The organism is Schaalia meyeri (assembly GCF_900105015.1).
Classification (GTDB): Bacteria; Actinomycetota; Actinomycetes; order Actinomycetales; family Actinomycetaceae; genus Pauljensenia; species Pauljensenia meyeri.
This window is the reverse complement of sequence record NZ_FNLK01000003.1, coordinates 39,805-55,728: the sequence shown is the minus strand read 5'-3', so window position 1 is coordinate 55,728 and position 15,924 is coordinate 39,805. Positions and strand designations below refer to the sequence as shown.

Annotated in this window: 13 protein-coding genes; all 13 read left to right on the top strand. The window is 66.4% G+C overall.

All coding sequences use genetic code 11. The annotated features are described in order from the left end of the window. The first annotated feature begins 22 nt into the window (after positions 1–22). The 13 genes from rbfA (at position 23) to pgsA (ending at position 15,916) form a co-directional block, all read left to right on the top strand. Entirely contained in the window at positions 23–472 is a 450-nt protein-coding gene (gene rbfA / locus BLT68_RS00560) for a 30S ribosome-binding factor RbfA (RefSeq protein ID WP_050694550.1), read from the top strand. A 6-nt stretch (positions 473–478) separates the two neighbouring features. Continuing rightward, complete coding sequence (gene truB, locus BLT68_RS00555) at positions 479–1,546, top strand: tRNA pseudouridine(55) synthase TruB (protein WP_074632416.1); 1,068 nt, start codon at positions 479–481, stop codon at positions 1,544–1,546. A gap of 11 nt (positions 1,547–1,557) precedes the next feature. After that, entirely contained in the window at positions 1,558–2,547 is a 990-nt protein-coding gene (locus tag BLT68_RS00550; RefSeq protein ID WP_074632414.1) for a bifunctional riboflavin kinase/FAD synthetase, read from the top strand. 237 nt (positions 2,548–2,784) lie between these two features. Continuing rightward, complete coding sequence (rpsO, locus tag BLT68_RS00545; protein WP_009211818.1) at positions 2,785–3,054, top strand: 30S ribosomal protein S15; 270 nt, start codon at positions 2,785–2,787, stop codon at positions 3,052–3,054. A gap of 183 nt (positions 3,055–3,237) precedes the next feature. Beyond that, a complete protein-coding gene (locus BLT68_RS00540; protein ID WP_074632412.1) occupies positions 3,238–5,580 on the top strand; it encodes a polyribonucleotide nucleotidyltransferase in 2,343 nt (780 codons plus the stop codon). 134 nt (positions 5,581–5,714) lie between these two features. Beyond that, on the top strand, positions 5,715–7,019 hold the full coding sequence (locus BLT68_RS00535; protein ID WP_074632411.1) for a M16 family metallopeptidase: 1,305 nt from the start codon (positions 5,715–5,717) through the stop codon (positions 7,017–7,019). A gap of 90 nt (positions 7,020–7,109) precedes the next feature. After that, positions 7,110–7,850 carry a 4-hydroxy-tetrahydrodipicolinate reductase gene (dapB, locus tag BLT68_RS00530; RefSeq protein ID WP_070778092.1) on the top strand — a complete coding sequence of 247 codons (741 nt, stop codon included), beginning with the start codon at positions 7,110–7,112 and terminating at the stop codon, positions 7,848–7,850. Next, a complete protein-coding gene (locus BLT68_RS00525; RefSeq protein ID WP_074632409.1) occupies positions 7,847–8,383 on the top strand; it encodes a GNAT family N-acetyltransferase in 537 nt (178 codons plus the stop codon). Before dapB ends, BLT68_RS00525 begins: the two co-directional genes overlap by 4 nt. 90 nt (positions 8,384–8,473) lie before the next feature. Continuing rightward, positions 8,474–9,370: a 4-hydroxy-tetrahydrodipicolinate synthase gene (gene dapA / locus BLT68_RS00520; protein WP_070778090.1), complete on the top strand. Its 897-nt coding sequence runs from the start codon at positions 8,474–8,476 to the stop codon at positions 9,368–9,370. Between the two features lie 150 nt (positions 9,371–9,520). Next, the gene (locus BLT68_RS00515; protein WP_050695728.1) at positions 9,521–11,215 is read left to right on the top strand and encodes a ribonuclease J; all 1,695 of its coding nucleotides are present in this window, start codon (positions 9,521–9,523) and stop codon (positions 11,213–11,215) included. Between the two features lie 116 nt (positions 11,216–11,331). Then, entirely contained in the window at positions 11,332–12,231 is a 900-nt protein-coding gene (locus BLT68_RS00510) for a PfkB family carbohydrate kinase (protein ID WP_050695729.1), read from the top strand. Positions 12,232–12,287: 56 nt separating this feature from the next. After that, positions 12,288–15,128, top strand: coding sequence for a DNA translocase FtsK (locus BLT68_RS00505; RefSeq protein ID WP_074632408.1), 2,841 nt, complete (start codon positions 12,288–12,290; stop codon positions 15,126–15,128). A 17-nt stretch (positions 15,129–15,145) separates the two neighbouring features. After that, the gene (gene pgsA, locus BLT68_RS00500) at positions 15,146–15,916 is read left to right on the top strand and encodes a CDP-diacylglycerol--glycerol-3-phosphate 3-phosphatidyltransferase (protein ID WP_074632406.1); all 771 of its coding nucleotides are present in this window, start codon (positions 15,146–15,148) and stop codon (positions 15,914–15,916) included. Positions 15,917–15,924: the final 8 nt, after the last annotated feature.

The window sequence follows — 15,924 nt, the reverse complement described above, 5'->3', positions numbered from 1 at the left end:
GCGCGCCCGAAAGGAGGTCGCGATGGCTGACGAGGCTCGCGTTCGAAAGGTGCAGGAGAGGATCCTGCAAACGGTCGCGTCGATGATCGGGCGGCAGGTCAAGGACCCGCGCCTGGAACTGGTGACGATCACGGACGTGCGCGTGACGGGCGACCTGCAGCACGCGTCCGTCTTCTACACGGTTCTCGGAGACGAGGAGCAACGCCAGAAGGCTGCCCGAGCGTTCACGTCCGCGCAGGGCCTGTTCCGTTCCCGGGTGGGCAAGGTCCTCGGGCTGCGCCTGGCCCCCTCTTTGGAGTTCATCCTGGATGCCCTGCCCGAGAGCGCCGCCGCCCTGGAGGACGCGCTGGCGAAGGCGAAGGCGAAGGACGAGGCGATCGCCGCCGCTTCCGCGGGCGCTTCCTACGCTGGCGACGCGGATCCCTATCGCCACGACGACCAGGATGAGGCAGCCGACGAGGAACGGGCCTAGGTACCAATGGCTCGCCGTCCCGATAACCCCCGCCCCGGCCTGCTCGTCATCGACAAGCCACAGGGGCTCACCAGCCACGACGTGGTCTCGCGGGTGCGACGCCTGGCTCATACCCGCAAGGTCGGCCACGGCGGCACGCTGGATCCTATGGCGACGGGAGTCCTGGTTATCGGCATCGGTAAAGCCACGAAACTGCTCACGTGGGTGAGCGGTCACTCGAAGGAGTACCGGGCGACGATCCGTTTCGGCATATCGACGAATACGGACGACGCCGAGGGAGAGCCCACGCAGACGCTTGGGTGCGTGTCCCTGCCTGCCGACGCCCTGGAGAGGGCACTGGCTTCCCTGCGTGGCGACATCATGCAGGTGCCGTCGACGGTATCGGCGATCAAGGTGCAGGGGAAGAGGGCGTACGCGCTGGCTCGCGCCGGCCAGGACGTCGCCCTGGCTGCTCGGCCCGTGCACGTCTCACGCCTGGAGGTTCCCGCGCCCCCGCGCCCCCTGACCGTCACGCCCGACGCGGCCTCGGCCCGGCTGGGCGGGGCGACGCGGGTGGGCGCTGTGTGCGTCGTTGATGTCGACGTCGAAGTTGAATGCTCCTCGGGTACCTACGTGCGAGCCCTGGCCCGCGACGCTGGTCGGGCCCTCGGCGTGGGCGCCCACCTGACCGTGCTGCGCCGCACACGAGTCGGAGGCTTTTCGCTCGCGCGCGCGATGACGCTTAAGGAGCTCACGGAAGCGGTCGACCGGGCAGAGCCTCAGGGGGCGTCCGAAGGCGGGCCGACCCTGCCGCTGATTCCCCTTGGTGAGGCCGCCAGGAGCATGTTCCCATCCCTGTTCCTGAGCCGGGCCGAGGCCAACGCTTTCGCCCACGGGCAAGCGCCCAGGCGATCACACCACGAACTGATACAGTGGGGAGCCGACGTCGGGCTCGCGCTCCTCGGCGCTGGATCCGCCCCCCGCGATGCTTCCGCGATCGACGACACCCCGATCGCAGCCGTCGACCCCGGCGGAAACGTCCTCGGCCTGCTTCGTATCGACGCGGCGCGTCTGCGAACCGTCCTGGTTTTCTAGAAAGAGACAGCATGAACGTCTGGCATTTCCTCGCAGAAATCCCCGGTAACGAGTCCAGTGTCGTCACCATTGGCAACTTCGACGGCATGCACAACGGGCACAAGAAGGTCATCGCGACCTGCATCGAGCGCGCCCACAAGCTCGGAGTCGATGCCGTGGCCATTACTTTCGACCCGCACCCGATCCAGGTGCACAGCCCCGACGCTCACCTTCAGCTCATTTCGCCGCTGCGCGATCGTCTCGACGCAATGGCCGCCGCGGGTCTAGACGCCACGCTCGTCGTACACTACGACGCCAGCGTCTACAGCCTCGAACCAGACGAGTTCGTCGACGAATACCTGGTCGAACGATGCGGCGCTCGCGAAGTCGTGGTCGGCGAAGACTTCCGCTTCGGGCGCGGCAACGTGGGAACGATCGACACCCTGCGAGCGCTGGGACGTACCTACGGCTTCGACGTCATCACTGTCGCCGACATTGAGGCGCCGGAAGGGCGCCGCTGGTCCTCCTCGTGGGTGAGGGAACTCCTGGCCGCCGGCGACGTCTCCGGTGCCGCCCGCGTCCTCGGACACCTGCACCGCATCCGCGGTCGCGTCTGCCACGGCTTCAAACGAGGCCGCACCCTCGGATTCCCCACGGCTAATCTCGCGGAAGACGTCGAAGGGGTGATCCCAGCCGACGGAGTCTACGCAGGCTGGGTCGTGCGAGCCGTTCCCGGCACCCAATCCGCGGAGTTCCTGCCCGCCGCCATATCCGTGGGCACTAACCCGCAGTTCAATGGTGAATCGCGCACGGTCGAAGCGCACGTTCTCGGCCGCTCCGACCTCAACCTCTACGGTGAACGCATCGCCGTCACCTTCGTGTCGCGCATCCGCCCCATGCTGTCTTTCGACTCCCTCGACGGCCTGCTGACGCAGATGGATGATGACCTGCGGCAAACGGCCTCCATTCTCGGAATCGGCGTCGCCGGGCGTGTCGACCCCGATTCCGTCACCGCCCGATAGCTCCCCGACTCTCCTGTGCTTGTTGCCGGGGCGTGCGCCGAATCCGCCTGCGGCACCAAAAGAGAAGCGGGCGGGGGAGGAGACCCCGCTGTAACGGGGAGAATCGTTAGTTTCGTCGCTCGTTCTTGGTCCCCGGGCGTGCGCGTGCTAATGTAGAAAAGCCGTGGATCGGCCGCGGACTGTCAGCACCCGGGGGAGGCCCGGATGCCCCGTGCAACGAACACTAAGGAGAAGCCTGTGCCGCTGAGCAAGGACGTTAAGGACCAGATCATCGCCGAGTACGCGACCCACGAGGGCGACACCGGTTCCCCCGAGGTGCAGATCGCGCTGCTCACCCAGCGCATCAAGGATCTGACCGAGCACTTCAAGACCCACACGCACGACCACCACTCCCGTCGTGGCCTGCTGCTGCTGGTCGGTCGTCGCCGCCGCCTGCTGGGTTACCTCGCTGACATCGACATTGAGCGTTACCGTTCGCTCATCAAGCGTCTCGGCCTGCGCCGCTGACTTCGTGCCGGCCCGCCTCCCGTTGCGGAGACGGGCCGGTTTTCATGCGCCCGCCTGGGACAAACCCCATTTTCGCGCACAAGCCGCCGGTTTTCGACAGTGGCCTCCGGAGCGTTCATCCGGGAGCTTCGATCGAAGGCCGAAGTGGAGCGCGACACCAACACACCAAGGAGAAACGCCCCCATGATGGAAGGCTCCGACATCGTCGCCGCAGAGGCGATCATCGACAACGGCCGTTTCGGCAAGCGCACCGTGCGCTTCGAGACTGGCCGCCTCGCCAAGCAGGCCGCGGGCTCCGCCCTGGCCTACCTGGACGACTCCACGACCGTCCTGTCCGCCACGACGGTCGGCAAGAACCCCAAAGACCAGTTCGACTTCTTCCCGCTGACCGTCGACGTTGAGGAACGTCAGTACGCGGCGGGCCGTATTCCCGGTTCCTTCTTCCGCCGCGAGGGCCGCGCTGGCACCGAGGCTATCCTGGCCGCCCGCCTCATTGACCGCCCGCTGCGCCCCGGCTTCGTCAAGGGGCTGCGCAACGAGGTTCAGGTCGTCGAGACCGTTCTGACGATCGACCCCGACGACGCCTACGACGTGTTGGCCATCAACGCGGCCTCCATGTCCACGCAGATCGCCGGCCTGCCCTTCACAGGCCCCATCGGCGGCACCCGCCTGGCGCTCATCGACGGCCAGTGGGTCGCGTTCCCGCGCTGGAGCGAGCTCGAGCGTTCCGTCTTCAACATCGTCGTCGCGGGCCGCATTGTCACCAAGGCTGACGGCACGGATGATGTCGCGATCATGATGGTCGAGGCCGGCGGCGGCAAGAACCAGTGGGAACTCATCCGCTCCGGCGCCACCGCTCCCACCGAAGACGTCGTTGCCGACGGCCTGGAGGCTGCCAAGCCCTTCATCAAGGCCCTGTGCGAAGCACAGATCAAGGTCGCCGAGAAGGCCTCCAAGGAGACCGTCGACTTCCCGCTGTTCCTGGACTACAGCGACGAAGAGTACGCGGCGGTCCAGGAATGGGCCGGCGACAAGATCGCCCAGGCCCTGCTCACCGAGGGTAAGCTCGCCCGTGACGAGGCCGTTGACGCCGTGAAGGCGGAGATGCTTGAGGCACTGTCCGAGCGTTTCCCCGAGGGTGAGAAGAGCCTCAAGGCTGCGTTCCGTTCCCTGGAAAAGGCGACGATCCGGGAACGCACCCTGCGTGAAGAGATCCGCATGGACGGTCGCACGCCCCGCCAGATCCGTTCCCTGTCCGCCGAGGTCGAGGTCCTGCCCCGCGTGCACGGCTCCGCCCTGTTCCAGCGCGGCGAGACCCAGATCCTGGGCGTGACCACCCTGGCGATGCTGCGCATGGAGCAGCAGATCGATAACCTGTCGCCCGTTAACTCCAAGCGCTACATGCACCAGTACAACTTCGCGCCCTTCTCCACAGGTGAGGTTGGTCGCGTCGGCTCTCCGAAGCGCCGTGAGATCGGCCACGGAGACCTGGCCGAGCGTGCCCTCGTCCCCGTCCTGCCGTCGCGCGAGGACTTCCCCTACGCGATCCGCCAGGTGTCCGAAACGATGGGATCCAACGGTTCCTCCTCGATGGGTTCCGTGTGTGCCTCGACCCTGTCGCTCCTGCAGGCTGGCGTCCCGCTGCGCGCGCCCGTCGCCGGAATCGCTATGGGGCTCATGACCGGCGAGGTCGACGGCCAGTTCAAGGCCGTGACGCTCACCGACATCCTGGGTGCCGAGGACGGCTTCGGCGACATGGACTTCAAGGTCGCCGGTACCCGCGACTTCATCACCGCCCTGCAGCTGGACACCAAGCTAGACGGCATCGACTCCCAGGTCCTGCGCGGCGCGCTCGCCCAGGCCCGCGACGCCCGCCTGGCGATCCTCGACCTCATCAACCAGGCGATCGACGGACCGGACGAGATGAGCCAGAACGCTCCTCGCATCATCACCGTGAAGGTTCCCGTGGACAAGATCGGCGAGGTTATCGGTCCCAAGGGCAAGATGATCAACCAGATTCAGGACGAGACCGGCGCCGACGTCACCATTGAGGACGACGGCACCGTGTACATCGCGTCCTCGGACGGTGCCTCCGCTGAGGCCGCGCGCACCATGGTCAATCAGATCGCCAACCCGCAGATGCCCGAGGTCGGCGAGCGCTTCGTTGGCACTGTCGTCAAGACCACCTCCTTCGGCGCGTTCGTCTCGCTGACCCCCGGCAAGGACGGCCTGCTGCACATCTCGCAGGTGCGTCGCCTGGTGGGCGGCAAGCGCATCGACTCCGTGGACGACGTCCTGCAGGTCGGCCAGCAGGTCGAGGTCGAGATCAACGAGATCGGCGACCGCGGCAAGCTCAGCCTGCACGCCGTCATCGACGGTGAGGCCGGCGACCTGGAGGTCCCAGAAGGCGAGCAGACCGAGCGCCGCGAGCGTCGCGACCGCGGCGAGCGCCGTGAACGTCGTCCCCGCACGCGCACGCGTCGGCGCCGCGACGACGACCGTGAGGAAGGCGCTTCCGAGGAGTGAGCATCCCGTTAGCTGAGAAAGCCCGGTGGTTGACGGAGTGAGAGCTCCGCCCGGCCACCGGGCCTTTTACAGCTACACTGTGATCGTTTCGTGCCCGTCCCATCACGTGGGCGAGGGGAACCAAGAGGAGAAGTATGACACCGAAGCCGCTACCGCTTAACGAGGACAACCTATCGATTGAGGACGGGGACACCCGTGTCGATCGAACGATCCTGGGCTGCGGGGCGCGCGTCCTCACTCAGACGATTCCCGCGACCAAGAGTGCGGGCATCTCCCTGTGGGTTCCCGTCGGTTCGCGTGACGAGGAAGAACGGACTGCGGGGTCGACACACTTTCTTGAGCACCTCCTCTTCAAGGGGACGCACGCGCGTTCCGCTCTCGACATCGCCATTTCCTTCGACAGCGTCGGCGGCGAGTCGAATGCCGAAACGGCTCGCGAACACACCGCGTACTGGGCGCGCGTACGCGACGCGGACCTGGACATGGCGATCGAGACGCTGACCGATATGGTCAGCGATTCTCGCCTGGACGGGACGGACTTTGCGATGGAACGCGGCGTTATCCTGGATGAGCTGGCTATGGGTGAGGACTCGCCCACCGACACGGTGCACGACGCCTTCCAGCTGGCCGTCCACGGGGACCGTCCAATCGGGCGACCCGTCGGGGGAACTGCGCAGGCCATTTCAGGCGTCGATCGGGCTGACGTGTGGGAGCACTACCAGGCGCACTACGCGCCCTCCTCCCTGATCGTTGCGGCTGCGGGGAGCGTCGATCACGATCACGTGTGTGAGCGCGTGCAGGCGGCCCTTGACGCATCCCCGTGGGATGCGGGCGGCGCGGCTGCCCCGCGACCTCGTCGATCGACGACGCGAACGCCCATCGCCGACCACGAACGAGAGATCACCCGCCGACGCGATGTGACGCAGACGCACGTCGTGATCGGCTGCGAAGGTCTGTCCGCCACGGACCCGACAGGCCCGACGATGAGCGTGCTGCTGTCAATCCTGGGAGGCTCAATGTCCTCAAGGCTCTTCCAAGAGGTGCGGGAAAAGCGCGGCCTGGCGTACACGACCTACGCCTTCGATGTCGCGTACTCCGACACCGGTACCTTCGGCATGTACGCGGGGTGCAGCCCCGACAAGGCGGCCGAGGTCGAGGCCATCATGCGCGCGCAGCTCCACGACCTCGCCAGTGACGGCCCCACGGAGGAGGAAATGACGCGCGTGCGCGGTCAGGTGCGCGGGAACGTCGTCCTGGGACTCGAAGATAACTGGTCTCGAATGATGCGCCTGGGACGTTCGGAGATCATCGGACGCTATCGCCCCATCGACGAATCGCTCGCCGAGTTTGAGGCAGTTGATGCGCGCGACGTGCGAGCGCTGGCCGCTTCCCTGGCCACCAAGCTGGACTGCCGGGCATTGGTCCTTCCCGCCGACTAAAGCGCTGTTGGCAGTGAGACGTCGCGCTTCAATCGTGCGCTCAAAGCGCATACCCTGACACCATGAACGAACGCTAAGGAGGAGACAGCAATGATACGCGTGGCAGTCACCGGGGCCAAAGGCCGCATGGGATCCACCGTCGTCCAGGCGGTGACGGACGCGCCCGACATGGAGGTCGTCGCCCTCCTTGACGCGGGCGACGCGATCACCGCCCAGAGCGTTAATGGCGCGCAGGTCGCCGTCGATTTCTCGGTTCCGACCGTCACGGAATCAAACGTGCACGCCCTCATCGACGCCGGAGTGGACGTCGTCGTCGGGACCACCGGGTGGACGGAAGAATCCTACGCGAGGGTGAGCGAGCACGCGTGCCGGGCGGGGCAGGCCGTCCTGATTGCCCCGAACTTTGCGATGGGAGCGGTGCTCGCCATGAAGTTCGCGGCCATGGCGGCACCCTACTTCGAGTCCGCAGAGGTCATTGAGATGCACCACCCCGGCAAGGTGGACGCGCCTTCCGGCACGGCGGTTGCGACCGCGCGCGGTATGGCCCAGGCTCGCAGGGCGGCCGGGTGGGGGGATATGCCCGACGCGACGCAGACGGATGAGCTGGGTGCACGCGGGGGCCGCGTTGACGGCATCCCCGTCCACGCGGTTCGCCTGCGCGGACTGACCGCCTCCGAGGAGATCCTCCTGGGTAACGAGGGCGAGCAGCTGGTAATCCGCACCGACTCCTTCGACCGCGCATCCTTCATGCCCGGCGTCCTCCTGGGCGTGCGCCGCGTCATCGGTCGCACGGGCCTGACGATCGGTCTCGATGAGGTCATGGACCTGTGAGCTTTCCCGTGGACGCCGACCGCTCGGTGAGGCCCGCCCAACGCGGTGACGAGGGGGCTATCGCGCGCCTGCAACTGGCCGCGTGGCGGACACTCATGGGCGAGGGGGTGCTCGCGGCACAGGGAATCACCGAGCGATCCCTCGCGCAGCGGTGGAACGAAACCCTGTCCGCGCCCAGGCCCGCACGCACCGCGCTGCTCGTTGCCCTGCACGGCCACGCGGTCGTAGGCTTTGCTTTCGCGGGACCCGACGAGGCATCCTCGGATTCTCGGGGCGCGCCCGGCGGGGGATGGGGCGAGGCCACGCAGGTGTACGAGCTGGTTGTGGATCGGGATTTCCGTCGCGCCGGACACGCCTCGCGTATGCTGTCGGCCATCGCAGATCTGACGAGAGGGCAGCTGCGCGTGTGGATCAGCGCGGGTGACGCGCAACGCCAGCGCTTTTACACATCGGCGGGATTTGCGCCCTCGGGTGCGGTGCGCAGCATCGGCAAGGGGATAACCCAGCACATGTGGTGGGCACGGTGCGACTAAAGGACCAGCGGAGCCCAACGGTGCGCGTGAGTCGCCCGCAATGCGGCCCTCTCGCACCCCGCTCCGCGCGTTGTGCGTAGGATGGGACGCATGAGCCACGTTCCTCCCCGCCGCTTCGGTTCCCTCGCCGCCGCCATGGTCACGCCCATGACCGAATCGGGCGAGGTTGATGTGACGTCCGCCCAGCGCCTGGCCGGCAAACTGGTCGACGAAGGGTGCGACGCGATCCTGCTGTCCGGCACGACGGGCGAGTCGCCGACGACGCACCAACCGGAGAAGAACGACCTGACAGACGCGGTCCGTGAGGCTGTGGGGAACCGGGCGTTCATTCTGTGCGGCGCATGCTCGAACGACACGGCGCACGCTGTACGCATCGCAGAGGGTGCCCAGGAGCACGGAGCGGACGGGATCCTGGTCGTCTCCCCCTACTACAACCGCCCCTCCCAGGAGGGGCTGCGCGCCCACGTACATGCCGTCGCCAACGCGACCGACCTGCCGATCATGCTCTACGACATTCCCGGGCGAACGGGCATCGCCTTCTCCGATGCGACCCTCGACGTCCTCGCCCAGCACCCACGCATCCGGGCCGTCAAGGATTCGACTGGTGACATCGAAACGGGCGTGGAACGCATGCACCGTACCGGCCTGGAGTACTACTCGGGCGACGACGGCCTCAACTTTGCGTGGATGACGGGTGGCGCCTCCGGCTTTATCTCCGTCGTCGCCCACATCGCTTCCACCCACTACCGCCGCATGATCGAGCTGTTGGATGGCGACCGGGTGTGGGAGGCCCGCGAGCTTTCCTACTCGCTGCGTCCACTGGTCCACGCCATCATGGGAGGCGGACAGGGGGCTGTCCTCGCCAAATACGCGCTGTGGCTCCAGGGTGTTATCGACAGCCCCGCCGTGCGCCTGCCCATGGTGGGGATCAGCGACGCCGAGGTGAGTGCCCTGCGGCGCGCCATGAGTCGCGCCGGGCTTGTCTGAGCCCAGTATTGCCGAGAGACGCAGGCCTGCCCGGCTTCGTTGCCCGTCGGCACGCGTTGGGTCGCTTCACCTACCAAGTGTGAGGGGACCGACCCGTTTAAGATGTTCCCCGATGCGGGCAAAGAGCCGCCGACGTGGCAGACTGGCATCATGAAGTCTTTGTACGAGAACCTCAGCGAGCCCGCGCCCCTGGAAGATGACGCATTGCGAGTGATACCGCTGGGAGGTCTCGGCGAGATAGGGCGCAACATGAACGTCCTCGAGTACCGGGGCAAGCTCTTGGTCGTGGACTGTGGCGTTCTCTTCCCCGAGGAAACCCAGCCGGGCGTGGACCTGATCCTGCCCGACTTTTCCTGGATCGAGGACCGCATGGACGACGTCGTCGGCCTGGTTTTGACGCACGGCCACGAGGATCACATCGGCGCCGTGCCCTACTTGCTCAAGCTGCGCGGCGACATCCCTATCTACGGCTCGGACCTGACGCTGGCGTTCGTGGCCCCCAAGCTGCGTGAACACCGCCTGAGCGACCCCGGCCTCACCATCGTCGCGGAGGGCGAACGCCTGACCGTGGGGCCCTTCGACCTTGAGTTTGTCTCCGTCACGCACTCGATCCCCGACGCGCTCGCCGTGTTCGTGCGTACCGGGGCCGGTAACGTGCTGATCACGGGCGACTTTAAGATGGACCAGCTGCCGCTGGACCGCCGTCTGACCGACCTGCGTGCCTTCGCCCGTATGGGAGAGGAGGGCGTTGACCTGTTCATGGTTGACTCCACAAACGCCCTGGTTCCCGGTTTCATTACGCCCGAACGCGAGATTGGCCCGGTTCTCGATCAGGTGTTTGGCGAGGCCGACGGCGGTCAGATCGTCGTGGCTTCCTTCGCCTCCCACGTGCACCGTGTCCAGCAGGTCATCAACGCAGCCGCTCATCACGGGCGCCGCGTCGCGTTCGTGGGGCGCTCGATGGAGCGCAACATGCGCATCGCCGAGGAAAAGGGCTACCTGTCGATCCCCGAGGGCATCATCGTGGACCTGAAGGAGATCGGTGATCTGCCGCCCTCGCAGCGCGTGTACATGGCGACGGGGTCGCAGGGTGAGCCCATGGCCGCCCTCTCGCGTATGTCGGTGGGCTCCCACCGCACGGTTCGAATCGAGCCAGGCGACATGATCGTGCTCGCTTCGTCGTTGATCCCGGGCAATGAGAACTCCGTGTACCGCGTCATCAACGACCTGACGCGGCTGGGGGCGCGCGTCGTGTCCAAGGAAAACGCGAAGGTTCACGTCTCCGGTCACGCGAGCGCCGGGGAACTCATTTACTGCTACAACATCATCCAGCCGAAGAACGTCATGCCCATTCACGGGGAGGTTCGCCACCTGGTCGGCAACGGTCAGCTGGCCGTCAAGACGGGCATCAGCCCGCGCAACGTGGTCCTGGCCGAGGACGGCGTGACCGTTGATTTAAAGGACGGCACGGCTCGCGTGTCGGGCATCGTTCCCTGCGAGTACGTGTACGTGGATGGCCGCTCGATCGGCGAGATTTCCGAGGATGAGCTGGAAACTCGCCGCACCCTGGGGTCGGAGGGCTTCATCTCGATTTTCGCGGTTGTCGAGCACGACTCTGGGACTGTGCTGGCGGGCCCCGAGATTCGCGCGATCGGTATGGCCGAAGACGATGACGTGTTCGAGGAGATCCTGCCCGACGTCACCAAGGCCCTCACAGAAGCGGCGGCTCCCGGGGGGCAGGACCCGTACGTCCTGCAGCAGGCGATGCGTCGCGTGATCGGTCGCTGGGTTGCGCGGCGCCTGCGTCGTCGGCCTATGATCGTTCCGGTGGTTACCGAGCAGTAGGCTGGTTGAAGCAGCTGACGAGGCCGTGGCCCGGTGGCGATGGCGCGCTGAATGAGGAGGAAGGTTCCGTGTTGGGTCGCTTTATTTCGACGCACTCTGTTGCGCTGGTGTTGCCGATGCACATCGCGTACATGCCCGAGCGTGGTGGTTCGGTGCACGCCGACGCGGCTAGCTCGCGACCGGGCGGGGGCTTTACGACCCTGTGTGCGGCAGCCGCCATGGGGGTTCCGGCGGCCGCCGCGTCGCCGCTGGGGACGGGACCCAATTCTTTTGCGGTCCGCCAACAGCTGGTCGAGGCCGGGGTTGATGTCCTGACCCCCGAGCTGGTTGGCGATATCGGCGTCGTCATCCAGCTGATCGTCGAAGACGGGTCGATGCGGTCGGTCGTCACGGCCGGCGTGGAGTCGGAGCCGTCGCGTGACACTCTGGAGCACATCAAGCTGCGTGAGGGCGATGTTATCCACGTGGCGGCATCTGACATGACCAGTGCGCACTCCGCCTCCGAGCTGAGCGAGTGGGCGTCCTCCCTGCCCCCTTTCGTTACTCTTGTCGTGTCGGTCTCGCCCGCCGTCGCCCAGGTTCCCGTCGAGGCGTGGGAGACGATCTTCCCGCGGGCGGATATCGTGACCATGAACAGCCGGGAGGCCGCCGCGCTGGGGAGCACTCTCGATGCCCACCGGCACGGTTCCACGATTCGGTCCTACATGCGCGCCGATGCCGCGACGGTTCGCCGCGTGGGGGAGAGGGGCTGCGAGCTCCAACTCCATGCAGATGCGCCCGTCATCTCGATCCCCGCATTCGATGCCCGCATCGCGGATACCGCTGGCGTAGGTGACACACACATCGCGGAGATGTGCGCCGGCCTCCTTTTAGGCTATGACCTGGAGACCGCGTGCCTCATGGCGAACGCGGGCGCCGCCCTTGCGATCTCTCACGAGTCCGCCCTGCCGGTTCCCACGCGCGATCAGGTGGAAAACGTCCTCGAAACCGGTGTGGTTACTAATATTTTGCGCTGAGGACACGCGGCGCGCCTCTTCCTAAGGGGCTGCTTGAGCGATATCGTGGAACAACCATGGCACATTCGTCTCCACGCTCCTCGTCCGGTAAAGCCCCCGCGCGCCCGCGCGGCAAGGGAGGCTCCCCCCGGCCAGCTCAAGCACCCCAGCCAGAACCCGCACAGCGGGGCTTCCTGGCTCGCTTCTTCGCGGCCGTCGGGCGGGTCGCCCTCGGGGCCGCGCGGGCGTGGAAAGCGACCGATTCGCAGGTCAAGCGCGACGCGGCAGCATTCGTTGCGGTGGCAGCAGCGATCGTTGTTGCCCTGCGCGAGTGGTTCCAGATCTCCGGCGAGGCCGGAAACGCGATCCACCACGCGTCCGCGGGGCTATTCGGTATCTTCTCGGTGGTTGTGCCCCTCCTTCTCGTCGCTCTGGCCGTCGAGCTCGTATCGGCCCGATCCGGGCGTTCCGCCCTGCCCCACCACATCGCGGGTGGCGTCGGCATCTCTCTTGCCCTGACTGGCCTGGTTCACATTTCGCACGGAAACCCCGGGCTCGAACAGGACCCCGGCATCGAGACAGCGGGCGGTATCCTCGGCTGGTTCATCGCCCGCCCGCTCATCTACCTCCTGTCGGGGTGGGGGGCAGGCGCCCTGATGATTCTTCTACTGGCCTATTCGATCCTGCTCGCTACCCGTACGGCAGTCGCCGACGTTCCCGGGCGCCTACGCGACATGGCTGCGCACCTGAGCGGCGTGGGTAAGCGGGGGGAAGACGGCAGCAGTGAGGCGGTCGCGGATCCCGCCGAGAAGGCGCGCCGCCAGTCGCGCAAGGATCTCGCGGCGGGTGAGGACCCCTTTCTCGACCAGTACGACGGCGACGAATCCTTCCGGAAGGCGACGGACACCGAGGCCGTCGGCGATACTCGCCTGCTCGAATCCGGGGGCGTTCCCGCGGTCGCACCCATTCCTCGGCCTCGTCAGTCCTCTTCTGATGCGCCGACCGAGACGCTGACCCAGATGCGTCCAGCCGTGGCACCCGCGCAGGGGCCCGCGCCCGAAGACATACCCGCGCCGCCGCCGATTACTGACGAGCCCGAGGGCGCGTTCCAACCCGACCTGGACGAGTCCATCACCTACACGCTGCCCTCCGATGACTTGCTCGTGTCCGGGCCGCCCCACATGACGCGTTCCGCCGTGAACGACCAGGTTGTCGCGGCCCTCGGACAGGTCTTCGCTGACTTTAGCATCGACGCGCGCGTGACCGGGTTCTCCCGCGGCCCGACGGTCACCCGCTACGAGGTGGTCCTGGGGGCCGGCGTCAAGGTCGACAAACTCACCAACCTCTCTAAGAACATCGCCTACGCGGTGGCGTCCGCGGACGTGCGCATCCTCGCGCCTATTCCCGGAAAGAGCGCCATCGGCATCGAGATCCCCAACGCCGACCGTGAAAACGTCGCGCTCGGCGATGTGCTGCGTTCCGCGGCCGCGCGTCGCAACCAGCATCCACTGGTCGTCGGCGTCGGCAAGGACGTCGAAGGCGGTTACGTGGTCACCAACCTGGCCAAGACGCCGCACATGCTGGTCGCAGGCCAAACCGGTTCCGGTAAGTCCTCCTTCGTGAACTCCATGATCACCTCAATCATGATGCGCGCCACCCCCCAGCAGGTGCGCATGATCCTCGTTGACCCCAAGCGCGTCGAACTGACGATCTACGAGGGCATCCCGCACCTCATCTCGCCGATCATCACCGACCCGAAGAAGGCCGCCGAAGCACTCGAATGGGTCGTCAAAGAGATGGACGCCCGCTACGACGACCTCTCTGACTACGGCTTCAAGCACATCGACGACTTCAACAAGGCCGTCGCCGCCGGGCAGGTTCAGGCGAAGCCCGGCCTGCAACGCACCCTCCATCCCTACCCGTACCTGCTCGTGGTTGTCGACGAGCTCGCCGACCTCATGATGGTCGCCCCTCGCGACGTCGAAGCTTCCATTCAGCGCATCACGCAGCTGGCGCGCGCCGCGGGCATTCACCTGGTGCTGGCCACTCAGCGCCCGTCGGTCGATGTTGTCACAGGGCTCATCAAAGCGAACATCCCCTCGCGGCTGGCCTTCGCGACCTCCTCGCTGACCGACTCGCGTACGATTCTTGACCAACCCGGCGCGGAGAAACTCATCGGTCAGGGCGACGCCCTCTACCTGCCCGCGGGTGCCTCCAAGCCCATGCGGGTCCAGGGAGCATGGGTTAGCGAATCTGAGATTCACCAGGTCGTCGCGCACGTCAAAGGCCAGATGGAGGCGCACTATCGAGACGACGTGGTGCCCGACAAGAAGGAAACGAAGGTCGCCGAAGACATCGGAGACGACCTTGAAGACCTCCTGCAGGCTGCCGAGCTCGTCGTCTCGACGCAGCTGGGCTCCACGTCAATGCTCCAACGCAAGCTCCGCGTCGGATTCGCCCGCGCCGGGCGCCTCATGGATCTGCTCGAATCCAGGGAGATCGTCGGTCCGTCCGAAGGGTCCAAGGCCAGGCAGGTGCTGGTTGCCCCCGAGCAACTCCCCGAAGTGCTCGCGATGCTGCGTGGAGAATCCAGCGGCATCGGCGGTTCAGAGCCGAGCGCCCCGACATCGCAGTCCGCGGCGGCTTTTAACGCCCCCGTACCCGGCCCTGCCGCCGCCGAGGGGGTGCCCGTTTGCGGCGACGGCGAAACAGGCGGAGCGCGAGACGCAACGATGACCTCGGATGAGGCGGGGACGGGAGGCGCGTCCGGCGACGAAATGGGCGAGGCGAGATCGCGCGATTCGCGCGGCGGTGGGGTAGACCCGTACTCTGGTCATAACTATGGTGGTTCTTCGCCCGACTGGGTGGATGCGGAACCTGACGACGATGAGGACGCTTGGCAGCTCACGGGCCGCTGAGAGGAAAGGAATCGGTCATGACCGGTAACGTGTCGCGTGTGCAACGAGATAGCAAGGTTCCCCTCGTGAATCTGCCGAACGCGCTGACCGTCGCGCGCCTTGTTTTGGTTCCTGTCTTTGTCGTGCTGGGATTGCAGGAGTCGTGGACTGCGCGGTGGCTGGCCTTCGTTGTTTTCGCCGTCGCCGCGGTCACGGATCGCTTCGACGGGCAGCTGGCGCGCTCGTGGGGACAGGTCACCGACTTTGGTCGCGTCGTCGATCCGATCGCTGACAAGGCGCTGACGCTGGGCGGCTTCGCTCTCTTGTCCTTCCAGGGGTTCCTGCCGTGGTGGGTGACAATCCTCATCGCGGTGCGCGAGCTGGGGATTACCGCGATGCGCGCCGTGTTCCTGCGGCGTGGAGTCGTGGTGTCTGCGAACAACGCGGGCAAGCTCAAGACCTTCATGCAGATTATCGCGCTGGGGACCCTCTTCATTCCGTGGGAGCATTTCTTTGCGTTGTCTGCCTCCAACGAGGGCTGGGTCGTTCTGATGATCCGCCTGGGGCAGGCCCTGGCGGGTGTCGCGCTGGCGCTGACGGTGTATTCCGGGTTGACCTACATCATCGACGGTGTTCGTCTGGTGCGCGGCGCCTCGGGTGACGAGGCCGAGGCCGGGCGCGCGGAGGAGACCGGGGCGGAGGAGACCGAGTGCGAGGCGGAAGCGGAGGCTGTGCACGAGGAGGAGGCCGAGTCGGTGGAGTCGAAGCCGTCTGGCCACGATATGGTCGGCCAACAAGCACAGAGTTGAGCCCGGGT